The 24482-nt window shown below is 67.2% G+C and carries 22 protein-coding genes; 14 read left to right on the forward strand and 8 right to left on the reverse strand.

The features are described from left to right. The first annotated feature begins 13 nt into the window (after positions 1-13). Complete coding sequence (locus tag AB0M22_RS20180) at positions 14-1318, forward strand: carotenoid oxygenase family protein (RefSeq protein WP_364728622.1); 1305 nt, start codon at positions 14-16, stop codon at positions 1316-1318. Positions 1319-1391: 73 nt separating this feature from the next. Here AB0M22_RS20180 and AB0M22_RS20185 read toward each other — a convergent pair whose 3' ends face one another. Next, complete coding sequence (locus tag AB0M22_RS20185) at positions 1392-1670, reverse strand: hypothetical protein (protein ID WP_150406360.1); 279 nt, start codon at positions 1668-1670, stop codon at positions 1392-1394. Between the two features lie 387 nt (positions 1671-2057). Here AB0M22_RS20185 and AB0M22_RS20190 point away from each other — a divergent pair, with 387 nt between their 5' ends. The 5 genes from AB0M22_RS20190 to AB0M22_RS20210 all read left to right on the forward strand — a co-directional run bounded on the left by AB0M22_RS20190 (position 2058) and on the right by AB0M22_RS20210 (position 7286). Further along, positions 2058-2351: a hypothetical protein gene (locus tag AB0M22_RS20190; protein WP_150406359.1), complete on the forward strand. Its 294-nt coding sequence runs from the start codon at positions 2058-2060 to the stop codon at positions 2349-2351. 82 nt (positions 2352-2433) lie between these two features. Continuing rightward, positions 2434-3849 carry a DUF1254 domain-containing protein gene (locus tag AB0M22_RS20195; protein ID WP_364728627.1) on the forward strand — a complete coding sequence of 472 codons (1416 nt, stop codon included), beginning with the start codon at positions 2434-2436 and terminating at the stop codon, positions 3847-3849. Positions 3850-3926: 77 nt separating this feature from the next. Then, positions 3927-5135 (forward strand): epoxide hydrolase family protein, encoded by a 1209-nt coding sequence (locus tag AB0M22_RS20200; protein ID WP_364728630.1) that lies wholly within the window; start codon positions 3927-3929, stop codon positions 5133-5135. A gap of 187 nt (positions 5136-5322) precedes the next feature. Beyond that, positions 5323-6552, forward strand: coding sequence for a cytochrome P450 (locus tag AB0M22_RS20205; protein WP_364729841.1), 1230 nt, complete (start codon positions 5323-5325; stop codon positions 6550-6552). A gap of 8 nt (positions 6553-6560) precedes the next feature. After that, positions 6561-7286, forward strand: a complete 726-nt coding sequence (locus tag AB0M22_RS20210) for a TetR/AcrR family transcriptional regulator (RefSeq protein ID WP_364728633.1) — start codon at positions 6561-6563, stop codon at positions 7284-7286. A gap of 6 nt (positions 7287-7292) precedes the next feature. Here AB0M22_RS20210 and AB0M22_RS20215 read toward each other — a convergent pair whose 3' ends face one another. Both AB0M22_RS20215 and pabB read right to left on the reverse strand, forming a co-directional pair. After that, a complete protein-coding gene (locus tag AB0M22_RS20215; protein WP_364728635.1) occupies positions 7293-9065 on the reverse strand; it encodes a TerD family protein in 1773 nt (590 codons plus the stop codon). A gap of 95 nt (positions 9066-9160) precedes the next feature. Beyond that, positions 9161-11401, reverse strand: a complete 2241-nt coding sequence (pabB, locus tag AB0M22_RS20220) for an aminodeoxychorismate synthase component I (RefSeq protein WP_364728638.1) — start codon at positions 11399-11401, stop codon at positions 9161-9163. 80 nt (positions 11402-11481) lie between these two features. Between pabB and AB0M22_RS20225 the strand changes: the two genes are divergently transcribed. The 3 genes from AB0M22_RS20225 (at position 11482) to AB0M22_RS20235 (ending at position 14424) form a co-directional block, all read left to right on the forward strand. Continuing rightward, on the forward strand, positions 11482-12546 hold the full coding sequence (locus AB0M22_RS20225; RefSeq protein WP_364728641.1) for a phosphotransferase family protein: 1065 nt from the start codon (positions 11482-11484) through the stop codon (positions 12544-12546). Positions 12547-12617: 71 nt separating this feature from the next. Further along, positions 12618-13148 (forward strand): DinB family protein, encoded by a 531-nt coding sequence (locus AB0M22_RS20230; protein ID WP_364728643.1) that lies wholly within the window; start codon positions 12618-12620, stop codon positions 13146-13148. Between the two features lie 145 nt (positions 13149-13293). After that, positions 13294-14424: an NDMA-dependent alcohol dehydrogenase gene (locus AB0M22_RS20235; protein WP_150406351.1), complete on the forward strand. Its 1131-nt coding sequence runs from the start codon at positions 13294-13296 to the stop codon at positions 14422-14424. A gap of 31 nt (positions 14425-14455) precedes the next feature. Here AB0M22_RS20235 and AB0M22_RS20240 read toward each other — a convergent pair whose 3' ends face one another. The 4 genes from AB0M22_RS20240 to AB0M22_RS20255 form a co-directional block, all read right to left on the reverse strand. Next, positions 14456-15103 (reverse strand): peroxiredoxin-like family protein, encoded by a 648-nt coding sequence (locus tag AB0M22_RS20240; RefSeq protein ID WP_364728647.1) that lies wholly within the window; start codon positions 15101-15103, stop codon positions 14456-14458. A gap of 88 nt (positions 15104-15191) precedes the next feature. Then, positions 15192-15539: a DUF1801 domain-containing protein gene (locus tag AB0M22_RS20245; protein ID WP_364728650.1), complete on the reverse strand. Its 348-nt coding sequence runs from the start codon at positions 15537-15539 to the stop codon at positions 15192-15194. Positions 15540-15625: 86 nt separating this feature from the next. Continuing rightward, positions 15626-16117: a GNAT family N-acetyltransferase gene (locus tag AB0M22_RS20250; protein ID WP_364728653.1), complete on the reverse strand. Its 492-nt coding sequence runs from the start codon at positions 16115-16117 to the stop codon at positions 15626-15628. A gap of 62 nt (positions 16118-16179) precedes the next feature. Continuing rightward, the gene (locus AB0M22_RS20255) at positions 16180-17373 is read right to left on the reverse strand and encodes a serine hydrolase domain-containing protein (protein WP_364728656.1); all 1194 of its coding nucleotides are present in this window, start codon (positions 17371-17373) and stop codon (positions 16180-16182) included. Positions 17374-17415: 42 nt separating this feature from the next. Between AB0M22_RS20255 and AB0M22_RS20260 the strand changes: the two genes are divergently transcribed. From AB0M22_RS20260 to AB0M22_RS20270, 3 genes are all read left to right on the forward strand, one after another. Beyond that, on the forward strand, positions 17416-18249 hold the full coding sequence (locus AB0M22_RS20260) for a serine hydrolase domain-containing protein (protein WP_364728659.1): 834 nt from the start codon (positions 17416-17418) through the stop codon (positions 18247-18249). Between the two features lie 95 nt (positions 18250-18344). Beyond that, positions 18345-18878, forward strand: a complete 534-nt coding sequence (locus AB0M22_RS20265; RefSeq protein ID WP_364728662.1) for a DUF3145 domain-containing protein — start codon at positions 18345-18347, stop codon at positions 18876-18878. 79 nt (positions 18879-18957) lie between these two features. Then, positions 18958-21795 carry a P-loop NTPase fold protein gene (locus AB0M22_RS20270; protein ID WP_364728664.1) on the forward strand — a complete coding sequence of 946 codons (2838 nt, stop codon included), beginning with the start codon at positions 18958-18960 and terminating at the stop codon, positions 21793-21795. Positions 21796-21826: 31 nt separating this feature from the next. On the opposite strand, the gene AB0M22_RS20275 is transcribed toward AB0M22_RS20270, so the two are convergent. Further along, positions 21827-22591 carry an IclR family transcriptional regulator gene (locus tag AB0M22_RS20275; protein WP_364728667.1) on the reverse strand — a complete coding sequence of 255 codons (765 nt, stop codon included), beginning with the start codon at positions 22589-22591 and terminating at the stop codon, positions 21827-21829. Between the two features lie 145 nt (positions 22592-22736). On the opposite strand from AB0M22_RS20275, the gene AB0M22_RS20280 reads away from it, so the two are divergent. Further along, positions 22737-23558, forward strand: coding sequence for a TIM barrel protein (locus tag AB0M22_RS20280; RefSeq protein ID WP_364728670.1), 822 nt, complete (start codon positions 22737-22739; stop codon positions 23556-23558). Between the two features lie 3 nt (positions 23559-23561). Then, positions 23562-24482, forward strand: coding sequence for a 2-hydroxy-3-oxopropionate reductase (locus AB0M22_RS20285; protein WP_364729843.1), 921 nt, complete (start codon positions 23562-23564; stop codon positions 24480-24482).

Consider the following 24482-nt stretch of genomic DNA (forward strand, 5'->3'; position numbering starts at 1 on the left):
TCGGTTGTCTCCCATGACTACTTCAGCCCCCTACCTCGCCGGCAACTTCGCACCCGTCACCGAAGAACTGACCGCCCACGATCTCCCCGTCACCGGGCAGATCCCGCCGGAGCTCACCGGCTGGTACCTGCGCAACGGCCCCAACCCGCACGCCGCGGCCGCCCGGCACTGGTTCGCCGGCGACGGCATGGTGCACGGGGTGCGGATCGAGAACGGCCGCGCGGTCTCCTACCGCAACCGCTGGGTCCGCACCTCGACGTTCACCGATGATGCCCGCGGTTACGGCGAAACCGGCGAGCGGAACCTCACCGCCGGGGTCGCCAACACCCACGTCATCCGGCACGCGGGACGAACCCTGGCATTGGTCGAAACGTCCTACCCCTATGAATTGACCCGCGAGCTGGACACCGTCGGCCCCTACGATTTCGACGGCAAGCTGCGCACCGCGATGACCGCGCACCCCAAGACCTGCCCGGTCACCGGCGAGCTGCACTTCTTCGGCTACGAGGTGTTCGGGGAGCCGTTCCTGACCTACCACCGCGCCGACGCCGACGGCAACCTGCTGCTCAGCCGTCCCATCGACGTGCCGGCCGCGACGATGCAGCACGACTTCAACCTGACCGCCGAGCATGTCGTATTCATGGATCTACCGGTCGTTTTCGACCTGGCGACCGCCGCGTCCGGAGCAGGCATGCCGTTCCGCTGGAACGACGGCTACCAGGCGCGACTTGGCGTGCTGCGGCGTGACGACCCGTTCGGCGAGGTCCGCTGGTTCCCGATCGACCCCTGCTACGTCTTCCACTCGCTCAACGCCTATGACGAGCCGGGCAAGATCGTGCTGTACGTGATGCGTTACGCGGAACTGTGGCGCGCCGATTCGGACGGCTTCGACAAATCGACGCTGTGGCGCTGGACGATCGACCTCGCCACCGGCGCCGTCACCGAGGAACAGCTCGACGATCGCAACGCCGAGTTCCCGCGGGTGGACGATCGCCTGGTCGGTCTGGATGCCCGCTTCGGACATGCCGCAGTGTCCGGCGATGCCGGCGCCCTTATCCGCTATGACCTGCACACGGGCGGCCAGATCGCGCACGAGTTCGGCCCCGGCAAGATCCCCGGCGAGGCCGCGTTCGCCCCGGCCGACCAGAACGCAGGCGGCCCCGGCTATCTCATGACTTACGTCTACAACGCCGAGACCGACCGCAGCGATCTGACCATCCTGAATGCCGACGACGTGGCGGCTGAACCGGTCGCCACCATCCATCTCCCGCGCCGTGTCCCGTTCGGGTTCCACGGAAGTTGGCTCGCGGACCACTAGTTCGAAGCACGGCCGCGGCGGTCCGATACCGCTGCGGCCGTTTCGCGCACGTTGACCAGCGAATTCGGGGAGATCAGCCGATGACGGCGTTCATGATGGTGCCGGCGCTGGTGGCGACCACGCCGCCGATCATGGCTCCCGCCACCATCTTCGGGGAGTCGAGTCCGCCGCCGGTCCATTTCTCCCACGCGAACTTGCCGCCCGCGTAGATGATGGCGGTGATGCCCGCCAAGAGGACGAACCAGGTGAAGTAGCGGACCAGTTGGAGGAACTTGTCCGAGATCGGCGGAGCCTCGGGGCTGGGGTTGCCGATCTGAGCAAGCAGTGTGTCGTGCACGGCGAGCAGGATCATCGTGGTCAGCTCATTCTGGATTCGGGACAGGGCAAGATTCGCTGACTGCGATGGTATCGGTTTGTTCGCTGCAATGCAGTCGGGTCGGTGCAGCGCAGTGAAGTTCGGTGTCGCTGTGCCCTTGCCGGGGTTGCCCTGGGTCGGGATGATGGGTGGGGCGGGGTGCTCGATGACCCGGTCGCCGCGCGCCGCCGGTCCGTCGGCGGGTTGTCGCTTACTACCGCTTGGGGGGCGATTCCGAAGATGTCGTGTGGTTACGCACATGGCGGTCACGCGACAGTCGGCGTGCCAGTATCCTCATCCAAGATCGAATTCATCGGTGGTTGAACAACTTTCGCGTGGCAGCTCGGCGGCGGCAAAGTTGTAGTGAAGCGTAGGGAGCAGACGGTGAGCATCATTTTGACGTCGATCGGGGACAGCTTCACAACGTTGGCGCAGGTGAGCAACCCGACCCCGGAAGCGCCGCCGTTGTCGGACAAGCTGTTACAGATGGTCCGCTACCTCACCTGGTTCGCGCTGCTCTCGGGGATCCTGGCGATCATCTTCGCCGGCGGCAAGTTCGCCTGGGAGAAGTGGCAGGGCGGCGCGCTGCAATCGCCGAAGATGATCGCCGGGGCCATGATCGGCGGCGTCATCGCGACCAGTGCGGGCACCATCATGAACGCCGTGCTGGGCACCTGAGCCGTTCGCGGCAAACGTTTGGCTATACTCCTGCGCGGATCTCTCGCAATGTCCGATCGGATCGGAAGCAGGAGAAAGAGCTATGGGCGAGACCGACGGCGGAGTGTCGCGCCGGACCATGTTCGGCTTGGCGGCAACCGCCGCGGCGTCCGCGCTCGGGTTGACCGCGTGCGGTGACGCCGACGAGACATCGGCGTCGCCGACCACCGCGGCGCTCAGTACGACCGAGTCGGTCGCCAAGGATGCTTACATCTTCGGCTTTCCCTTGGTGCTGATGGACGTCACCAGGGCGGCCGCCGAGGCGAGCGCTGCGGCCAATCGGTTCCAGCATGCCGCGGCGCCGCCGACGCCCGCGCGCCGGGATGTGGTGCGGCTCAACCTGGATACGCTGTATTCCGCCGCGTGGCTCGACCTGCGCGCCGAGCCGGTGGTGTTGCGGGTACCGGCGATGGACGGCGGACGGTACTGGCTGATGCAGCTGCTCGACGCGTGGTCGAACACCGTGCACAACCCGAGCAGCGTTCGGCCGCAAGCGAAGTCGGGCGCTCCGTTCACCTACGCGATTGTCAGCCCCGGCTGGTCCGGCACGCTGCCCGACGAGCTGACCCCGCTGCCCATGCCGACGCCGACGGTGTGGCTGCTCGGCCGGATCCAGGTCAACGGCGCGGACGACCTGCCCGCGGTGCACGGGCTCCAGCAGCAGTTGCAGCTGGCGCCGTTGAGCGACTGGACCGCCGGGCGACCGGCGGCGCCTACTCAGCCTGCGCCGCAATCGGATTCGACGCCGCCGGCCAAACAGGTCGCCGAACTGAGCGCGCGGGCGTTCTTCGATCGGATGGCCGCGCTGCTGGCGATCAACCCGCCCGCGCCCGACGACGCGGCCGCGATGAAGCGCTTCGCCACCATCGGCCTGACGCCGGGCGGCAAGGTCGACGGGCTCTCCGATCGTGAGCTGGGTTCCGCGGTCAGCGCTGCGCGGCAACAGATTCCGGTCTATCTCGATCCGAAGTCGGTGAACGAGAACGGCTGGACCTTCGATCCCGCCATCGGGACCTACGGCACCAACTATCTGCAACGGGCCGGCGTCGCCTGGAAAGGGTTGGGCGCCAACCTGCCTCAGGACGCGATCTATCCGACCTTGTTCGCCACGGCCGGCGCGAATGGCAGCACCGGCCGGTTCCGGCTGCACTTCCCGGCCGGACAGCTGCCACCGGTCGACGCCTTCTGGTCATTGACCGCCTACGACGCCGACAGCTATCTGATGTCCAACCCGGCGGGGATCTACGCGATCGGCCACCAACTGCCGGTGGTGCCCAACCTCGACGGATCCGTCGATCTCGCGGTCCAGCACGCCGATCCCGGTCCGGCTGTGCCCCCGGGCAATTGGCTGCCCATCCCGGAGTCGGGACAGTTCTCCCTCACCCTGCGGCTGTACGCGCCGAAAGACGAAGCGATCCAGGGACGTTGGCAACCACCGCCGCTGACGCCGGTGTCCTGAGGCCCGTCACAATGCGCCGAAAATTCGTTCTCGACTTAGGAATGAGGCTGTCCTAAGCCGTCAATACCGTCCTGATCATGACAAACACACCGGAAAGCATCCGCCCCTTCCGCATCGACATCCCGCAGGCCGAGCTCGATGACCTGCACGCGCGGCTGGCCAACACCCGCTGGCCCGCGGAACTGCCCGGCGTCGGTTGGAGCCGGGGCGTTCCGGTCGGCTATCTGAAAGATCTCGCCGACTACTGGCAGACCGGATTCGATTGGCGGGCACAGGAATCCCGGCTCAACGCGCACCCGCAGTTCAGCACCGAGGTCGACGGCCAGAACATCCACTTCCTGCACGTGCGCTCGCCCGAACCGGACGCGACGCCGTTGCTGCTGCTGCACGGCTGGCCGGGCGGGGTCGCCGACTTCCTCGACGTGATCGGCCCGCTGTCGGATCCGCGGGCGCACGGCGGTGATCCGGCCGACGCCTTCCACCTGGTGATTCCGTCGCTGCCCGGCTTCGGCTTCTCGGTTCCGCTGGCCGGTCCGGGCATGAACGCGGCGAAAATGGCTGGGGCGCTGAGTCAGGTGATGGCCAGGCTCGGCTACGACCGGTACGGAGTACACGGCTACGACACCGGGGCGTGGGTCGCGCCGCAGGTGGGCAAGCAGGATGCGGAGCGGGTCGTCGGCGTGCACGTCAACGCGCTGATCACCTTCCCGGTCGGGATCGAAGGCGAAATGGACGGTCTCACCGAGGCCGAGCAGCGGATCTGGGCGCAGATGCAGAACTTCAATGACGGCTACCTGCAATGCAATTCGAAGCGACCGCAGACCGTCGCGTTCGGCCTCAACGACTCGCCGGTGGGTCAGCTCGCCTGGATGGTGGAGAAGTTCAAGGAGCTGACCCTGCCCGAAGACGGTCTGCCCGAGGACAGCATCGATCGCGACCGGATACTCCTGGAGGTTTCGCTGTATTGGCTGACCGGGACCGCGGGTTCGTCGGCGCAGATCTACTACGAGGAGATCTCCGCGAACGAATGGAGTTCGGGCGAATGGTCCCCGGACGAGACGGCCGGGCAATCGGAAGGCAACTGGGGCTCCGGCGACTGGGCGGCCCCGACGGTCCCGACCGGCGTGCTGGTCTCCGCCCATGACGTGACCATCCGCCGCTGGGCCGAACGCGATCACCACATCGTGCACTGGACCGACCTCGGTCGCGGCGGGCACTTCCTGTCGATGGAGGATCCGCAGGCGGTGGTCGATGACCTGCGCGTATTCTTCCGCAAACTCGGCTGAGTCGTACGCCCGCACGCCCAGCCGGACGGGTTGGGCGTGCGCGCGCCCGCTGAGCGGAATCAAGTAAACAGGTTTTACTAAACACTGTTCACCGGCCGTGGTTCTGTGGTTCCATCGTTTCTGGAACGTGTTCCACACAACGTTGTGAGGTCTGCACGCCAGACCGGTAGGAGATAGCCCCGTGACCGTGACCACGCCCGCGATTCCCGCAGGATTCGACTTCACCGACCCCGACATGCTCGCCAGCCGACTGCCCGTGCAGGAATTCGCCGAGCTGCGCCGCACCGCCCCCGTGTGGTGGTGCGCCCAGTCCGGCCGGGCCAGCGGCTTCGACGACGGCGGCTACTGGGTCGTGTCCAAGCTCGACCACATCAAAGAGATCTCCAAGCACCCGGAGTTGTTCTCCTCGCACGAGAACGGGTCGATCATCCGGTTCAACGAGGACGTCACGCCGGAGCAGATCGGCATGCTCAGCGACATGCTGCTGATCAACCTCGATCCGCCCAAGCACACCAAGGTCCGCCGGATCATCTCCAAGGGCTTCACCCCGCGCGCGATCGAGAGCCTGCGCGCCGCGCTCACCGAGCGGGCGGCCAAGATCGTGCACGACGCGAAGCAGAACGGCAGCGGTGACTTCGTCGAGCAGGTCGCCTGCGAACTGCCGTTGCAGGCGATCGCCGAGCTGATCGGCATCCCGCAGGAGGATCGCAAGAAGATCTTCGACTGGTCCAACCAGATGATCTCCTACGACGACCCGGAATTCGAGGGCGATCACCAGGTGGCCACCGCCGAGGTGATGGGCTACGCCTGGAACATGGCCGAGGACCGGCGCAAGTGCCCGGCCGACGACATCGTCACCCAGCTGGTCAACGCCGACATCGACGGCGAGGGCTTGGCCTCCGACGAATTCGCCTTCTTCGTCATCCTGCTCTCGGTGGCAGGCAACGAGACCACCCGCAACTCGATCACCCACGGCATGAAGGCCTTCGTGGACAACCCCGAGCAGTGGGAGCTGTACAAGGAGCAGCGGCCGCGCACCGCGCCCGACGAGATCGTCCGCTGGGCCACCCCGGTGAATGCCTTCCAGCGCACCGCGACCCAGGACCTCGAGCTCGGCGGCCAGCAGATCAAGAAGGGCCAGCGGCTCGGACTGTTCTACGGCTCGGCGAACTTCGACGAGGAGGCTTTCCAGGATCCGTTCAGCTTCGACGTGCTGCGCAACCCCAACCCGCACGTCGGCTTCGGCGGCACCGGCACGCACTACTGTGTCGGCGCGAACCTGGCCCGGTTGCAGATCGATCTGATGTTCAACGCGATCGCCGACGCCATGCCGAACCTGCGCCAGGTCGCCGAACCGGTGCGGTTGCGTTCCGGCTGGTTGAACGGCATCAAGCGGTGGGATGTTCAATACGCTTGAATCACCTCATGAGTAACCCCAAACCCCGGGGCCGCTCGCCGATCGTGACCGACGCTGAGATCCGGCGGGTGGCCAGGACGCTGCTAGTCGACCATGGACAAGCAGCCGTGAGCCTGCGCGCGATCGCGCGCGAGCTCGGCATCACCGCACCCGCGCTGTACCGCTATTACGGGTCGCTGGACGACCTGTTGGAACGGCTGCGCCTGGAGTTCTGTGCCGACCTCGCCGACGAGTTGTCCGCCGAGATCGCGACCCTGCCGGACGACGGCGTGGTGCAGTTCTTCGCCATCTGCAAGGGCTTTCGCCGCTGGGCGCTGGCGCACACCAGGGAATTCACCCTGGTGTTCGCCTCGCCCGGCGGCGGCGAGGCCCGCGCGCTGCGCCGATTCGACGAACCCTTCGGGCGGATCTTCCTCGCCGCCGCGGGCCGGCTGCTGGCCAACTACGACATCGTCACCCCGCCCACTGACGTCATCCCGCCGGAGCTGCGCGAAGACCTCGTGCACTTCCAGACCGAGCTGCTCGCGGCGCTGTCGGAGAGCGGGCAGAAGTTCCCGGCGGAGAAGCTCGATCTGGGGGTGATGTATCTGATGATCCAGATGTGGGCGCGCTTGTACGGGCACGTCACCCTGGAGGTCTTCGGCAACTACCCGATCCCGCTGTCCAACCCCGAGATCCTGTTCGACGCCATGCTGGTCGACCTCGGCCACACCGCAGGGCTGCTGACCGAGTAGGTCCGCTCAGATGCGCGCGCCTTTCGCGCGATTGCAGGCGCGGCAGAGGATTTGCAGGTTGGTGGCGCTGGTGGCGCCGCCGCGGCTGAGCGGGATGATGTGGTCGAACTCGAGGTAGTGGCTGTCGCCGCATTCGACGCACTTGCCGCCGTCGCGTTGCCAGACTTCAGCTTTCACCTCCTGCGGGATGCTGCGGGTGTCGAGCTGGCCGGGGGTGAGGATCAGGCGCTTGGCCACCCGGAGCGCGCCCTCCAGCGCGGCGGCGACGTAGTCCGGGTCGCTGACGGTGAAGCTGGCGCCGCCGCGCGAGGAGGTGGCCGCGAGCACCACCGTGTTCTGCTCGGTGTGCACGGAAACGACACGTGACCAAGGCAATTCGGTGCCCGTGCCGTCGCCGACGAAGCGCAGCTTCTTGTTGCTGACGATCAACCGGCCCTCGGTGAGGCGTGGCCCGCGGGCCAGTTGCCGGACGTGCACCGCGGGTAGATCGAGGTGCACCTTCTCCTCGGGGTCGAGGTGCAGGCCGGGTGTCCGCACCACCGGCAGGTCACCGGCCCGCAGCCGGGACAGGGTGCGGCCGCGATGCATTCGCCGGCGCAGGTCTTCGATCAACGGACCGTCCAGGCCCAATTCGCTGACGGCGTGCTCGAACGCGGCCAGCTCCTCCTGCTCGACTTCACCGTCGGCGAAGGTGAAGGTGACCAACCGCTCCACGTAGCTGAGCGCCCCGTCGCGCAGCACCTCCCGGCCCACGTTCTCGTCGATTCGTTGATACCGCAACGATGCCCACAGCGACGCCCATTCGGGTCCGCGCGGTCCGTGCGCGGTGAGCACCCGCCAGGCCTGGGTGTGCCAGTGGGTCAGGAATTCTTCGATCTCCGACTCGCACGACTGGCACGGGGCCAGGCCGCCGAACAGCTTGCGGCGCCGGAGGTTTCCGCAGCGGTCGCAGTGCCGGTCGCGCGGCTGGTGCCGGTGGTGGGTGGCGCTGGTCCACTCGGTGCCGTCCCACCAGCGCAGGCGGGCCGGGTTCTCCGGATCCGAATGCCAGTCGGCTAGCTCGGGATTCGGCGGCGGGGGCGGTGGGGGCACCGGGTCGGCCAGGCGGCGGCCGAGGTCGATCGGTCGCCGGTGGTCGAGCAGATCCGTTTGCCGCAGCCGCGGATTCGTCGTGGCGCTCTGGTCGATCGAGCCGTCATCGACGGGAATGCGCTCCAGCGTCGGGGGTTGCGCAGGCCGCCCACCGAACGGATTCGCCGGGTGCTGCGCGCGCGGCTGCTCGTCGACGCTGACCCCGAATTCGGTGACCAGACCGGGCAATCCGGTGGACCACCCCTGCGCGATGGCCCGGAATCGCCACTGCCCGTCGCGTCTATAGAACTCGCCGAACATCAGCGCGGTGACCGGATCGGCGTCCTCGATGGCGAACCCGGCCATCGGGCCGTGCGCGTCGTGGATGGTGAGGGACAGGCCGGTGATGTCGCCGAAGGTCCCGTCGTCGACCGAGCCGGTGATCACGATCCGATCGACGTCGGCCTCGGTGCGCGGCAGCGAAACGCTGAGCCGGGCGGTCCGCGGCGCGGGCTCCTGATCGAGGGTCACCGCCTGGGAAACATGGCGCGGGGCGTTGTAGAAGACCAGATCGCGATCCGTGCGGACCGTCCCCGACTCGCCCAGCAAGAGGGCATGCGCGTCCACCGTGTGGTCCGACCGCCACGAAACAACCACGGCAAGAAGGGATGTCGGTACCGCTGCGTTGGCGCCTTTGCTGAGTTTCATCGTGACCGAACTATGCCACGACCCACCGACACGCCGAATCCTCCGACCCCTCCGTTCGGCGGGCCGTACCGGATATCGGCAGGATTTGCCCGTTGTCAGCGAGCGACGCGGTCGGTCGCCGCGCGCAACGTGGCGGCGGCCTTGAGCACCATCTCGTGGTACTCGTCCTCGGCGTCGGAGTCGAGCACGATGGCCCCGCCCGCGCCGATCCGCCAGCGCCCGTCGTAGCGCACGGCGGTGCGGATGACGATGTTGAGATCGGCGGTGCCGCCGAGCCCGAGGAAGCCGATGGTGCCCGAGTAGATGCCGCGCGCCTCGGTCTCCAGCTCGTTGATGATCTCCATGGTGCGCAGCTTCGGCGCGCCGGTCATCGAGCCGCCGGGGAAACACGCACGCAGGCAGTCGATCACGCCGACGCCGGGACGCAGCGTGCCGCGCACGGTGGACACCAGCTGGTGCATGGTCATGTACGACTCGATGGCCATCAGCTTCGGCACGTGCACGCTGCCGATCTCGCAGACCCGGCCGAGATCGTTGCGCAGCAGGTCGACGATCATCAGGTTCTCGGCCCTGGTCTTCGGGCTGTCGGCCAGCTCGCGGGCCAACCGCTCGTCCTCGGCGGGCGTGCCGCCGCGCGCGGCGGTGCCCTTGATCGGCTTGCTCTCCACCGTGCGGCTCCGGTCGACCTTCAGGAAGCGTTCCGGTGAGGAGCAAGCGATTTCGAGGTCGTCGAAGCGCAGGAAGGCCGCGTACGGGGCCGGGTTGCAGCGCCGGAGCGTGCGGTAGAACTCGAGGCCGCCGTCCTCGACGGCGGGCACGGTCACGCTGTCGGTGAGGCAGATTTCATAGGATTCACCGGCCAGCAGCCGTTCCCGGCAGGTCGCGATGTCGGCGAGATAGCGTTCCCGGCCGCGGGTCAGCAGCGGCTCGACCACCTCGCCGTCCGACGGCATCTCCAGGGTGGGCGGATTCGCCCAGGTGGGCAGGGTTTCCAGGGTTTCGCCGGTGTCGCGCAGCCAGTCGGCGCCCGCGCGCAGCGAGTCCGCCGTCGAATCCGTCAGGGACAGTAGATGAGTGCGGCCGCCCACGTGATCGACCACCACGATCCGGTCGGCGAAGATCCATTGCGCATCCGGGGTCGGCGCCCGGTGCGCGGTCTGCCCGCCGCAGTCGGCCTTCACCTCGTAACCGAGATAGCCGACGTACCCGCCCGCGAAATCGAAAGGCAGATCCGGCAGTTCGAGCCGGCGCAGCCGTAACTCGGCGGCCAGATAGTCCAGCACCCCACCGGCGACGACGCGCCGATTCCCGTCGGACGATTCGACGGTCACCGCACCCGTGCCGACCCGGTACCGCACCACCTCGGCCAGCGGCCCGCTCGCGTCGCCAAGGAACGAGAACCGGTCCAGCCCCGGTTCGACGTGCTCGCTGTCGAGCCAGAAAGCGGTGGGGGAGTTGCCATACAGCCGCACGAACGCGCTCTCGGTATCGATCGCCCGGTCGAGCACCGCGTGCTGGAGCTGCCAATGCCGCGGCGCACCGCCGTAGCGATCCAGGATGTCGGGTCGTGCCGTACCGGTCAGCGGGCCGCTGCTCGAGGCGCCGAATTGCTCGACCAGCGCGGGGAACTGCTCGTGGGTCAGCGTCGAGGTGGTGGATTGCGTTGTCGCGGAATGCGATTGCGCGATGGTGATCGGGCGCAGCCGCATCGTCACCGGATCCACTCGCTGCGCGGCGGTCTCCCGCCCGGTCGCCCGGGCCCGGTGTGCGGCAGTGAGTTTCGCGAAGTTGCGCAGCAGCGCCGCGCCGAACTCGCTGGCGACCGACTCCGGATGGAACTGCACGCCCCACTGCGGCCGGGTGCGATGCCGCACGCCCATGATCACCCCGTCGGCGGCCGTCGCGGTGACCTCCAGGCTGTCCGGCAGCGGCGGCTCGGCGGCCAGCGAGTGGTAGCGGACGGCGGTGAAGCCCTGGGGCAGGCCCGCGAACAGGTCCCGATCGTCGTGCTCGATCCGGTCCAGGTAGCCGTGCCGCGCGGCCGGCGCGACGGTGACCGTCCCGCCCGCGGCGACCACGATGCCCTGGTGCCCGAGGCACACGCCGAGCAGCGGCAGGTCCGTCTCGCGGATCACCGCGGCCGAGATGCCGACATCGCGGGCGACGTCCGGTCGACCGGGTCCGGGGGAGATGACGATGTTGTCGAAACGGGCCAATTCCAGCTCGCCGGCCTCGTCGTTGCGCACGACAGTCGGCTCGATGCCGTTCACCTCGCTGATCAGCTGATACAGGTTATAGGTGAACGAGTCGTAATTGTCGATCAACAACGTGCGCATGGTGCTCGAAACCCTACGCCGCCCAGGTTGGGCCCAACTGTTGTCTAGTGCCCTCAGTTCGGTTCGACGGGTGGTGCACAATGTTGGACATGTCTGTTGCGCAACCAGTCGGCGTCGATCCGGCACTCGTCGATTTCGCCCTCGTCGGCAAGTGGATGGATGAGCAGGGCTTGCCCGCAGGGGAATTCGAGGATGTCACCGCCCTCGGCGGCGGGACGCAGAACGTCATGCTGCGCTTCGGCCGCGGCGGCGCGGACTACGTGCTGCGCCGCGGCCCGAAGCATCTGCGGGCCAAGAGCAACGACGTGATCCGCCGCGAGGCCCGCCTGCTCGCCGCGATCAACGGCACCGACGTGCGCGCGCCGCGGGTGATCGCGGCCTGCCCCGACGACTCGGTGATCGGCGCCGTCTTCTATCTGATGGAGCCGATCGACGGCTTCAATCCGGCCAACGAGCTGCCGGAGCTGCACGCGGGCGACCCGGCCGTCCGCAAGGCGATGGGCCTGTCCGCGGTCGAGGCCATCGCCCGGCTCGGCGCGCTCGACTATCAGGCCCTCGGACTGGCCGACTACGGCAAGCCGGACGGCTTCCTGGAACGTCAGGTTCCGCGCTGGCTCGGCGAGCTCGAGTCCTACTCGGCCAACGAGGGCTACCCCGGCCCGCAGATCCCGGGCGTCGAGCGGACCGGCGAGTGGCTGGACCGCAATCGGCCCGCGCAGTGGACGCCCGGCATCCTGCACGGCGACTGCCACTTGGCCAACATGATGTTCGCCTACGACGGCCCGCAGGTCGCGGCGATGGTCGACTGGGAGATGTCCACTATCGGCGATCCGCTGCTCGACCTCGGCTGGCAGATCGCGACCCGGCCGGAGCCCGGCACCACCGGCGCCGCGCTGGTCGGCAAGCTCGGCGCCGCGGGCGGGCTGCCGACGCCGGACGAGATGGTCGCGCACTACGGGCAGTTCTCCGACCGCGACCTCAGCGCCGTCCCCTGGTACACCGTGCTCGCCTGCTTCAAGCTCGGCATCGTGCTGGAGGGCACGCACGCGCGTGCCTTCGCCGGCAAGGCGCCCAAGCAGGTCGGGGACTTCCTGCACGCGATCACGCTGGAGCTGTTCGAGCGCGCGCACCGACTGATGGATTGATTGTCGGGATGTTGCCGACAGTTGGCTGAATATCCGTGGTTGGTGATATTCGGCCAGGTTAGGTTTGCCGCATGCCGATCGTTCCTGACGTGAAGAACTGGACCTGGGTGCTCGAACGTGCCTGTGCCGATTGCGGTTTCGACCCTGCCGCGACCGGCTACACGGATGTGCCGCCGCTGACCCGGGACGCCGCGACGCGGTTCGCCGAGGTGCTCGCGCGGCCTGATGCCCGGGTTCGTCCGGATGACGCGACCTGGTCGCCGCTGGAGTACGGCGCGCACGTCCGCGACGTGTGCCGGCTCTTCGATCACCGCCTCGCGCAGATGCTGCGCGGCACGTCGGACGGCACGGTCCCGCGGTTTGCGAACTGGGACCAGGATGAGACCGCCGTGGCCGACCGCTACGACCAGCAGGACCCCGCCCGGGTCGCCACCGAACTCGCCGGCGCGGCCGAGGCGATCGCGCGTGCCTTCGAGTCCGTTCCCCCGGAGCAGCGCGCCCTGCGTGGCGAGCGCAGTGACGGCGCGGACTTCACCGTCGACTCGTTCGCGCTCTACTTCATCCACGATCTGGTTCATCACGTGCACGACGTGCGCGGCTGACATTCGCCGCAGGACTAGAACGTGTTCCGGACCCTCGAGTGCCGATACCGCTGAATTTCCAACCCGGTACTAGAACGCGTTCCACTTTTGGCTTACTGTGGGTGCAGTCACATATAAGCACGTGCATGCGAGAGGGTCGACAGGAATGAAGACGAAGGGCGCGATCCTGTGGGGGATCGACCAACCATGGTCGGTAGAAGAGATCGAGGTCGGCGATCCGGTCTCCGGCGAGGTGCAGATCCGGCTGGAAACGGCGGGCATGTGCCATTCGGATCATCACATCGTCACCGGCGCGACGCCGATGCCCGCGTTCCCGGTGATGGGCGGGCACGAGGGTGCGGGCGTGATCACCAAGCTCGGGCCGAACTGCCCCGCCGATCTGGCCGTGGGCGACCACGTCATCCTGTCGTTCATTCCCGCGTGCGGACGCTGTCCGTCCTGCGTGAGCGGCAACATGGCGCTGTGCGATCTGGGCGCGGGCCTGCTGATGGGTCAGGCGATCAGCGACGGCACTTACCGGATCCAGGCGCGCGGTGAGAACGTCATCCCGATGTGCCTGCTCGGCACGTTCTCCCCGTACATGACGGTGCACCACACCTCGGTGGTCAAGATCGACCCGAGCATCCCGTTCGAGGTGGCCTGCCTGGTCGGCTGCGGCGTGCCCACCGGCTTCGGCTCCGCCACCCATGTCGCGCAGGTCGAGCCCGGTGAGACCGTGGTGATCGCGGGCATCGGCGGCGTCGGCATGAGCGCGCTGCAAGGCGCGGTGCTCTCCGGCGCGTCGAAAGTCGTTGCCATCGACCCGAATCCGTGGAAGCGCGAGCAGGCGCAGAAGTTCGGCGCGACGCACACCTACGAGAGCATGGCCGCCGCGATCATGCCGCTGCTGGAGGCCACCGAGGGCCGGATGGCCGAGAAGGTCATCCTCACCATGGGCGAGATGCACGGCGACTACGTCGAAGAGGGCCTGATCCTGACCGCCAAGGCGGGCACGCTCGTGGTCACCTCGATGGGCCGGATGGACGCCGGCGACGTCAAGATGAACAGCTTCCTGCTGTCCATGCTGCAGAAGACGGTGAAGGGCACCATCTTCGGCGGCGGCAACGCGCGCCAGGACGCCCCGAACCTGCTCCGCCTGTACAAGGCCGGTCAGCTCAACCTCGACGACATGGTGACCCGCACCTACGCGCTCGAGGAAATCAACCAGGGCTACCAGGACATGTTGGACGGCAAGAACATTCGCGGCATCATCAAGTACACCGAGGCCGACTGGTAATCGAGCGTGTTCGTGACCTGGCCCGGCCAGGTCACGAATGCAGTTCGGCCAGAATGTCTTTGGGGTGGGTGGGCGGCAGGCCGTCGACGCGGACATCGATGAAGCGCACCGTGCGCCGGTGGTCGAGGATGAGCGTCGTGGGATGGGGGAGCTCCCACTCGCCGTCGGAATTGCGCTTGCCGACCGCATAACCGGCCCGCTCGACCGTGTCCATGGTGTTCGGGTCGGCGAAATGGGCGATGCCGAGCGTGCGGGCGATCACGTTGCCCGAGTCGGTCAGCAGCGGGAAGGTCAGGTTGTTCAACACCCTGGTGTACTGCGATCCGTCGGGGAGTTGGGGACTGATCCCGACCAGATTCACGCCGCGCCGATACAGCTCCGGCAGTAGTTCCCGCTCGTATCGGCGCAAGGCTTCGGTGCAGCGCCGCGACCACGCGCCGCGGTAGAAGATCAGCACGGCCGGGCCGTTCGCGACGATGTCGTCGAGCGTGACCCGCCGGACGGCGTCGTCGACCGTCGCGAAGGCGGGCACGGTGTAGCCGAGCGGGACCGAATTCTCCGTGGTGATCACCGCACTGCGGATATGGGCCTGATTGGCCTCGAAGACCGCGTGATCGATCTCGACGAGCCCGTGCCGGATCGGCGGGAGCCGGTCGTATCCATAGTGACCACTTGCCATCGGACACCCTCACCGCTGATCGACATCGAGACGTCGATCATGATGCCGCCTACCGCGATAGCGGCGTAGACCCATTAACTGTGGGCCTTCAGGAGCGGGCGGCGAGGGTGGTCGCGATCTGCGCGATGAGGTCGTACGGGATCGGCTTGGTCAGCGGGAACTTCAGCGTTCCCTTGCCCGCTCGATAGGGCTCTACGGCGCGATTGAAGGCTTTGTCGCCGTCCGGGATCGGATAGACGCTGATGTGTTTCTTCCAGCCGGCGAAGTGGACGGTATTGTGGCCGTTCACCTTGAAGGTCGGAATGTCGTAGCTGATCGCCTCGGTCGCCTCCGGCAGGGCGCGCTGAATGGTGTGCCGGATTTCCTCGAGGATGCCGCGCACGTCTTCGGGAAACGCGGCGATGTATGTGTCGACGGTGGTGGGCTGCTCTGCCACGAGGTCCCTCGATTCCGTGCTCGGGTGTTGATTCGAATCGCTGAAGCGGGTGGAGCATCGTCAGTGTAAGCAGGACTGCCGTTCGGTTACAGCCTCTTCTCGTACCAGCACTCGGCGTACATCTGGTCGTTGTGTGGTGGCGACTCCGCGTATCCGAGCCGGGCATACAGGGCTCGGGCCTCGACCAGGTCGCGGCGGGTGTCGAGGACGATTCGCGCGGCGCCGAGGGTGCGGGCGTGGTGTTCGGCGGCCGTGCTGAGCAGTTCCGCGCCGCCTTTTCCGCGCATGGCAGGGAGGACGAATACGCGGTTCAACTCCGCGGTTGCGGCATCGAGCAGGTGCACGCCGGCCGTTCCAGCGGGTTCACCCGCATATCGAGCGACCAGTAATACGCCACGAGGCGGCGTGAATTCGGCCCCGGTCGTCGCGGCGATACCCCGTTCGAGTTCCATCGGGTCGGTCGCGTGGCCTTCATGCAGCTGATACCAGCGGTCGCTGACTTCGGTGTAGTAAGCGCGCCACAGCAGGGTTGCGCCGGGGGAGTCGAAGGCTTCCGGCGCGACGGTCCACATACCCATCCGGTCATTGTCGCGGCCGATCCACCGCGGCCGTAAAGGGATCTCTGTGTGGCGCTGAGTAATCAGCCCGCGCTGCGCAGCAGCGCTTCGCGGAGGTTGCGGCTGCGGACGTCGTCCAGGACGGCGAGGCCGAGGCGGTTCATCGTGTAGCCGAAGCCGAGACCCGTTGTGGGGTCGGCGAATCCGAAGGAACCGCCGAGGCCGGTGGTGCCGTAGGCGCGCTTGTCGGAACCGAAGCGGAACTCGCCGCCGGACTTGCGGAAGCCGAGGTGGTACCGAGTCTTGATGTGCAGCACCAGATCTCCGGCCGGCACGTCGTCGGCGGTGTCCGCGGCGGCCAGCCGGTCGAGCAGGGTGTCGTCGATCGGAAGGACACCCGTGCGGCCCGCCGCGGCACCGTAGACGCGGGCCAGCGATCGGGCGTTGCCGACGCCGTTGGAACCGGGCAGCTCCACCTCGAGGAATTCGCGTCGCGTCGCCCGCGCCGGGCTGCCGGTGCGCGGATTGCTCAGGGCGGCATAGGCGAACCCGCGCTTGGCGGCGATCTCGGCGCCGATGCGCAGCGGGAAGTCGCGTTCGTAGCGCAGCGCGTCCAGGCCGCGGGTGGCGGCCATGGTGGCGATGCGTTCCAGCCCTTGCTCGGCCGGCAGTCCGATGAAGAAATCCAGGCCGAGCGGTTTCGCGATCTCCTCGGCGAAGATTCGCCCGAGCGTGCGGTGCTGCGGGTCGACCCGGCGCAGCAACTCGCCTTGATAGAGACCCAGGGTGATCGCGTGATAGCCGTGCCGGGTGCCCGGCTTCCATGCGGGCTTCTGCCCGGCCAGGATCGGCGCGAGCCCGTCCAGGTCCGCGATCTGACTCAGCCGCACCACCGAATCGAGGCCGGACAGCCCGGCCTGATGATCGATCAGCTGCCGCACGGTGACCGAGCCCTTGCCGTGCGCGGCGAACTCCGGCCAGTACTTCGCCACCGGCTCCTCGTATTCGAGCAGCCCCTTGGAAACCGCCGACGCGACGGTGAACGCCGCCAGCCCCTTCGTCGAGGAGAACACCGGCACGATCGTGTCCCGCTCCCACGGCAGCGTCCGGTGCCGATCGCGATGACCGGCCCACAGATCCACCACCGCCCGATCGCCCGCGTACACCGCGACCGCGGCGCCGATTTCGCCGTGCTGGGCGAAATTGCGCCGGAAAGCGTCGGCGACGGGCCCGAAGCCGGACTCGACCTCGCCGTGGATCGTTAGCTGTTCACCCATAGTCATTCGATGGTAACGGCGTTCTGGTCGTACGCTCGCTGAGTGCGTTCACTCGAGCAGATCAGGGATTGGCCGGTTCGGCACGCGGCGGCCGCGGTCGTCGCACGGGACGGGGAGACGGAGACCGAGGGCGACTTCGATCGGGTGTTCCCGCTGGCGTCGGTGACCAAGCCGCTGGTCGCCTATGCGGTGCTGGTCGCGGTGGAGGAGGGGGCGGTCGAACTCGACCAGCCCGCAGGCCCGCCCGGCTCGACCGTGCGGCACCTGCTCGCGCACACCTCCGGACTCGCCTTCGACACCACCGAGATCCAGGCCGCACCCGGCACCCGCCGCATCTACTCCAGCGCCGGATTCGAGGTGCTCGCGAGTTTTGTCACCGAGCAGACCGGGATCGCGTTCGACGAATATCTGCACGACGCGGTGTTCGAGCCACTCGGCATGAAAGGTTCGGTTCTGGCCGGGCCCGCGGGGCACGCCGGCCGGTCCACCGCCGCCGATCTGGCGCGTTTCGCGGCGGAATTGCTGGACCCGCGGTTGATCTCCGCGCAGACCCACGCCGAGGCGACCTCCGTCCAATTTCCCGGGCTCAATGGGGTGCTGCCCGGTTACGGGTCGCAGCGCCCCAATGACTGGGGTCTGGGTTTCGAGATTCGGGACGGGAAGACTCCGCATTGGACCGGTAGCGCCAATTCGGGGGAAACGTATGGTCATTTCGGGCAATCCGGCACTTTTCTGTGGGTCGACCCCGCGTCGTCGTTGGCGTGTCTCGTATTGACCGACCAGAATTTCGGCGACTGGGCGAGAGCGGCCTGGCCGCCCCTCAGTGATGCCGTTATTGCGGAGGCGACAATCCCACGCAACACGGCGGTGAAGTAACACACGTAACATCGGGCACTCCAGTACACTCAGGCAACACCAGCAGACGGGCTCGTTGGGGAAGACGTCCCCCGTCGACGCTGGAGGTGTTAGTAGTGCGCGCATCGAGTCAGTTCGCGGACGTGACGGCGGGTGTGGTGTACATCCACTCGTCGCCCGCTGCGGTGTGCCCGCACGTCGAATGGGCGCTCACCTCCGCACTCGGCTCGACCGCCAAGCTGCGCTGGACCGCGCAACCCGCCGACGGCCAACTGCGCGCAACCAGTGAATGGCTGGGCCCGGTCGGCACCGCCGCCCGCATCGCTCAATCCTTGCGCTCGTGGCCGGTGCTGCGGTTCGAGGTGACCGAAGATCCCAGCGAGGGAGTCGACGGCGAACGTTATTGTTTCGTGCCCGGGCTCGGGCTCTGGCACGGTTCCACCAGTGCCAACGGCGACGTCACCCTCGGTGAAATGCGGCTGCGGGCAATGCTGCAAGCCGCGGGGGAACTCGGGAAGTACAACACCTATGATTTGGCCGCCGAGATCGATCGGGCGCTCGGGACTGCGTGGGACGAGGATCTGGAGATCTATCGTTACGGGACCGAATCCGGGGCCGAGGTGACCTGGTTGCGTCGGGACGTGGGTTAGTCCGCAACACCCCGTTGGCGATGTCTGCTGCACTACAATCCCTTTCGGCCTAGTGAACACAGGTCAGCAGGGGGTGCACGTGGCTGAAGAGGTCCCGTCCGGAGTCGCGCTCGGTGTGATCGGGGACGTGCTGTGTTCGGTCGCGCGGACGAGTCAGCCGTGGAGCCTGGAGATCGACACGATCGTGGTGTCTCTGGGTAGCAGTCTCGGAAATCTGGGCCGCGCGCTGGAAGGCCGGTTCCCGGATGCGGCGTGGGATTCCATTCGATTCGCCGATATCCGCGCCGACGCTCCGGCTGTATTGGAGTTGTCCGGAGAAACGTCGAGTGCCGTCACGCATCTGCGGCGGGCGATCCTGGCCACGCCGCGAGATCAGGTTGGTGACATCGGCGAAATCACCGATGAATCCCTGCGTCTCGTCGCCAAGAGCGCCGTTGCCGCCGCAGCGGCGAATGGGTCTCGGGCGCTTGGTTTTCCGTTGCTGGGCACCGGTGCGATGGCCGAACCCGCCGACGGCATCGCGGCCGTCCTCGTGCCCGCTGTCATCGATGCGGTGCAGGCGCTGCCGAGCGGGCGCCCGGATTTTCTCGTCTTCGTCTGCCGGACAACCGAAGACGAGGAACTGATCAACCGCGAGTTCACCCGCTATCTGCAACAGAGCGGATCGGAACTGGCCGGCGGAACCGCCCGCGATCTCGTCGACCCCAACGAGGGACTCCCGCTCTCCAGCGACCAACTGGGATTCGCTCCCTACGTCAGCATGCTGGCGACCGTAATCGCCGACAAGGCAACACCTTTGCCGCTGTCCATCGGAATCTTCGGCGAATGGGGCTCGGGCAAGAGCACTTTCATGGCCATGCTGCGCGCCCGAGTCACCTTGCTCGCCGGATCGGACGGCACCAGATACTGCGGTCAGGTCGCGCAAATCGGTTTCAACGCATGGCATTACGCCGATACCAACCTGTGGGCGAGCCTCGGCGACGAGATCTTCCGGCAGCTCGCCGGTCCGGCCTTCGATCCGAAGGAGCACGCGAAGCAGATCCGCTCCGAACTGGCCGAGCGGCTCGATCAGCGCGATCAACTGGAGTTCGTCACCGAGCAGGCCGGGGTGACCGCGGCCCGGCTCCAGGCCACCGTGGACCGGGCGATTGCCGAGCGCAAATCCACGGCCGGCGATCTCATGACGGCGCTGCGGGCCTCGCCGGTGTTCGGCAGCCGGGTCAGTCAGCTGTGGAGTCAACTGGGCGTCGATGACGAGGTGGAGCAGGCCCAGCTGTTCACCGCTCAGTTGCACGGCACGTTGACCGAGGCGGACGGGCTGCGGCGCGGGGCGTCTGAACGCTGGGGTCGCCGCTCGCTGGCGGTCGCGGTCGTGCTGCTGTTGCTCGGTGTGGTGGTGGCGATGGTGGCGCCGGTGGTCCGGGAGTGGGCGGCTCCGGTCGTCACCTCCGTGCTGGTGTTCGGCGGCGTAGGGGTCGGGCTACTTGCCCGCACCCGCGAGGGATTGCGGAATCTGCGCGAGGTCACCGAGGACGTGCAGTCCCAGCTGAGCCAGGCGACCCGCGGCTCGGCCGTCGAAGAACTGGCCGACAAGCTCGCCGAACTGCGCACGGCCGAGGCCGAACAACGAGTCGCCCAGGCCCAACTCGACGACGTCGTCGCGCACGTCGGCGAACTCGGCAGGCAGTTGGCACAGCTAGCGCCCGGCAGACGGCTGTACTCGTTCCTCGCCGATCGCGCGCAAGGAAACTCCTACTCCGGAAACCTGGGCCTGGTTTCGACAATCCGTAAGGACCTCGCGCAACTCGTTCAGTTGATGGAGGAATGGCGCGCGAATCCGGAAGAATGGGCTGGTACCCAACGCCCTGCGGACCGAATCGTGTTGTACATAGACGATCTCGACCGCTGCCGCCCGGACCAGGTTGTCGCCGTATTGCAAGCGGTCCATCTCTTACTGGCATTCAAGTTGTTCGTTGTCGTCGTCGGCGTCGATCCGCGGTGGTTGCTGCGTTCGCTACGCAGTCAGTACGCGGACCTGTTGCATGACGGAATCGCCGGCGATATGGCCGATGACTGGCATACGCCCGAGGATTACCTGGAGAAGATCCTCAATATCCCGCTCGCACTGCCCGCCATGTCGGAAGGAAGCCTCGGCCGACTGCTCAGATCGATCGATCAGGATCAAGCCCATTCTCCCGCGTCGACCGAACAAGTGGTGACCCAGGCGAATACCCGTCAGCAACTCCTACCCAATTCCACGAACCGTGTGTACAACGAGGGCGGCTTCACCATCATCGAGCCCGGGTCCGAGGTCGACACCCAGCCCCGAGCCACCCCGGCCCCACCGCGGCCGCTCACCGAACCCGAACTGGCCCTGCTGACTTCGCTGGACCTCCTGATCGAAACCCCGCGCGAAGCCAAGCGCCTGTTCAACCTCTACCGAATGGTGCGCGCCACCCGCGACCTCTCCGACGCCTCCCGTTTTCTCGGCACCGACGGCCAACCCGGCGAATACCAGGCCGTAGTCCTCCTTCTCGGTCTGCTCACCGCCCACGCCCGGCCGCTCGGCGGCGTCCTCGACACCCCACCGGATCCCGCCAACGGCGTCCAAGGCGGGATCGCCCACCGCGCAGCCAACACCCCCTGGACCCAGTTCGTCCTGGATCTAGAACCCCACCGCACGGAATCGGCCTGGTCCAACCGAGTGGTCGGCCCTTTCCCCAACCCCCAACTCCCACACTGGATTCGACTTCACCGAGGCCTGACCAAGCTCTCCGAAACCGTCGACCTTCCCGACCTCTCCGCTCTCCAAGCCTGGCTTCCTCGAATCCGCCGCTTCTCCTACGTCCTCATGACCACCGAGACCCCACCCGCTCGAACGTCCGCCCAGCAGTCGGCAAGCCGAGAAACGTCGTGATCCCTGCGGAGCAGTCAGCGGTCGGTCCGTTTCAGCGGAGGTCGGTGGATAGGGCTTGGCTTACTTCGGTGAGCAGGGGGACGGCTCGGTCTACGAGTTGTTCGGACATTCGGCCTACCGGGCCGGAGATGGAGATGGCCAGGTGGGCGGGGGCTTGGGGGACGGCCACGGCTACGCAGCGCACGCCTAGTTCTTGTTCGCCGTCGTCTATGGCGTAGCCGTTGCGGGCCGCCGTTTCGAGTTGGCGGGTGAATTCTTCGGGGTCGGTGATGGTGTGTTCGGTGTAGCGGGGCATTCCGTTGCGCTGCAATAGGTCTCGGGTGCGCTCGGGGGGCATGCCGGCGAGCAGGGCTTTGCCGACCGCGGTGCAGTGGGGCAGGACTCGGCGGCCGACCTCGGTGAACATGCGCATGGAATGGCGGGATGGGACCTGCGCGACGTAGACGATCTGGTCGCCGTCGAGCATGGCCATATTGGCGGATTCGCCGAGTTCGTCGACCAGTCGCGCGAGGTGCGGGCGGGCGCGCAGGCCCAGCATGTGCGCGGAGCTTTCGCCGAGCTTGATCAGCTTCGGGCCGAGGACGTATTGGCGCGACGGTTCCTGACGAAGGTAGCCGAGGTCGACGAGCGTGCGCACCAAGCGGTGGATGGTGGGCAACGGCAGGCCGGAGGCGGTGGCGAGCTGCGAAAGTCCCATCATGCCGCCCTCGTCGGCCATGGTCTCGAGCAGTCCGAACGCCCGCTCGATCGACTGGACGCCGCCGGTGCGTCCCTTGGTTTCGTTCGCTGCGGTCACTGCCTGCCTCCATGTTTCCGGATGGTGGAAGCCTACCGGCGGTGCTCGGCCGGCACGTTCCTTGACCAGGTCAGAGCCTGCTCCTAAGCTATTCCGTATATCAGAATAGTTTTTCCGCATTGTGGAATTTGATCTGGAGGGATCCATGAGTCATTCACTCCGATACGAGGTCAACTGCTCGATCCTGTTCACCGAGCTGCCCCTGCTCGAACGGCCGGCGGCGGTACGGCAGGCCGGATTCGACGCGGTCGAGTTCTGGTGGCCGTTCGACCGCGCGGTACCCGGCGACCAGGAGGTCGACGCCTTCGTCGCCGCCGTCGAAGACGCGGGAGTCTCGTTGGTGGGCTTGAACTTTGCCGCCGGGGACATGCCGGGCGGCGACCGCGGCCTGCTGTCCTGGCCCGCCCGCTCCGCGGAGTTCCGCGACAACATCGACGTCACCATCGGCATCGGCGAGCGCCTCGGCTGCCGGGCGTTCAACGCGCTCTACGGGAATCGGACCGAGGAGAACTCCGCCGCCGAGCAGGACGAGGTGGCGACCGAAAACCTCGCTCGCGCCGCCGAAGCCGCCGCCCGCATCGACGGCACCGTGCTGGTCGAGCCGGTGAGCGGCGCGGATCGCTACCCGCTGCGGACCGCCGCGGACGCGCTCGCGGTCATCGATCGGGTACAGACATCCACGGGCGCAACGAATCTCGGACTGCTCGCGGACCTGTACCACCTCGCGGTCAACGGTGACGATGTCGACAAGGTCATCGCCGAGCACACCGCCCGCATCGCGCACGTACAGATCGCCGACAGCCCCGGCCGGAATCAGCCTGGTACCGGCGAACTCCCGTTGCAGCGCCAACTCGCCGAACTCGAGACGCGCGGATACCGCGGCTGGGTCGGACTCGAATACAAACCGTCCGCGGCCTCCGCCGACAGCTTCGACTGGCTGCCGCGCGAACGCCGTAGGACCGCGTAAACCATTGTCGACGAACGACTTCAGGGATTACAGATGACCACAATCGCTTTCATCGGCCTGGGCATCATGGGCAGCCCGATGGCCGTCCACCTGGCCGCGGCGGGCCACACCGTGACCGCCTACAACCGCACCGTCGCCAAGGCGGCACCGCTCGTCGAAGCGGGCGGTCGCGCCGCCACCTCGATCGCCGACGCGGTGCACCGCGCGGAGGTGATCTGCGTGATGGTGCCCGATTCGCCCGACGTCAAGGCAGTGCTGGCCGGCGAGAAGGGCGTGTTCGACAGCGCCGAGCCCGGCGCGCTGATCATCGACTTCTCCAGCATCCGGCCCGATGTCACCTTCGAGCTCGCGAAACAGGCTGTCGCGCGGGGGTTCCGGATGCTCGACGCACCGGTCTCCGGCGGGGAGAAGGGCGCGGTCGACGCCGCGCTGTCCATCATGGTCGGCGGTGACGCCGCGGACTTCGAGGCGGCGAAACCGATCTTCGATGTCGTCGGCAAGACCGTTGTGCACGTCGGCCCGAGCGGCTCGGGGCAGACCGTCAAGGCGGCGAACCAGCTGATCGTTGCCGCCAACATCCAGGCGCTCGCCGAGGCCGTGATCTTCCTCGAGGCGTACGGCGTCGACACCGAGGCGGCTCTGCGCGTGCTCGGTGGCGGACTGGCCGGTTCGAAGGTGCTGGACCAGAAGCAGGGCAACATGCTGTCCCGCTCGTTCACGCCCGGATTCCGAATCGACCTGCACCACAAGGACATGGGCATCGTGACCGCCGCCGCGCGCGAGGCCGGAGTGGTGGTGCCGATCGGCTCGCTGGTCGAGCAGTTGATGGCCTCCGCCAAGGCGATCGGTGACGGCGGACTCGACCACAGTGCCCTGCTGCGCGGGGTGGAGCGCCTGAGTGGGCGTGCGGACAAGGAGAACTGA

Source organism: Nocardia sp. NPDC051756, assembly GCF_040681495.1.
In the GTDB taxonomy this organism is placed as follows: Bacteria; Actinomycetota; Actinomycetes; order Mycobacteriales; family Mycobacteriaceae; genus Nocardia.

What these genes read in the sequence shown, in the direction of transcription:
- AB0M22_RS20195 (WP_364728627.1), top strand. Translation starts at nt 2,434, where the DNA reads ATGGGCGAGACCGACGGCGGAGTGTCGCGCCGGACCATGTTCGGCTTG.
- AB0M22_RS20185 (WP_150406360.1), bottom strand. Translation starts at nt 1,670, where the DNA reads ATGATCCTGCTCGCCGTGCACGACACACTGCTTGCTCAGATCGGCAAC.
- AB0M22_RS20210 (WP_364728633.1), top strand. Translation starts at nt 6,561, where the DNA reads ATGAGTAACCCCAAACCCCGGGGCCGCTCGCCGATCGTGACCGACGCT.
- AB0M22_RS20230 (WP_364728643.1), top strand. Translation starts at nt 12,618, where the DNA reads ATGCCGATCGTTCCTGACGTGAAGAACTGGACCTGGGTGCTCGAACGT.
- AB0M22_RS20180 (WP_364728622.1), top strand. Translation starts at nt 14, where the DNA reads ATGACTACTTCAGCCCCCTACCTCGCCGGCAACTTCGCACCCGTCACC.
- AB0M22_RS20250 (WP_364728653.1), bottom strand. Translation starts at nt 16,117, where the DNA reads ATGGGTATGTGGACCGTCGCGCCGGAAGCCTTCGACTCCCCCGGCGCA.
- AB0M22_RS20240 (WP_364728647.1), bottom strand. Translation starts at nt 15,103, where the DNA reads ATGGCAAGTGGTCACTATGGATACGACCGGCTCCCGCCGATCCGGCAC.
- AB0M22_RS20200 (WP_364728630.1), top strand. Translation starts at nt 3,927, where the DNA reads ATGACAAACACACCGGAAAGCATCCGCCCCTTCCGCATCGACATCCCG.
- AB0M22_RS20235 (WP_150406351.1), top strand. Translation starts at nt 13,294, where the DNA reads ATGAAGACGAAGGGCGCGATCCTGTGGGGGATCGACCAACCATGGTCG.
- pabB (WP_364728638.1), bottom strand. Translation starts at nt 11,401, where the DNA reads ATGCGCACGTTGTTGATCGACAATTACGACTCGTTCACCTATAACCTG.
- AB0M22_RS20225 (WP_364728641.1), top strand. Translation starts at nt 11,482, where the DNA reads ATGTTGGACATGTCTGTTGCGCAACCAGTCGGCGTCGATCCGGCACTC.
- AB0M22_RS20255 (WP_364728656.1), bottom strand. Translation starts at nt 17,373, where the DNA reads ATGGGTGAACAGCTAACGATCCACGGCGAGGTCGAGTCCGGCTTCGGG.
- AB0M22_RS20215 (WP_364728635.1), bottom strand. Translation starts at nt 9,065, where the DNA reads ATGAAACTCAGCAAAGGCGCCAACGCAGCGGTACCGACATCCCTTCTT.
- AB0M22_RS20280 (WP_364728670.1), top strand. Translation starts at nt 22,737, where the DNA reads ATGAGTCATTCACTCCGATACGAGGTCAACTGCTCGATCCTGTTCACC.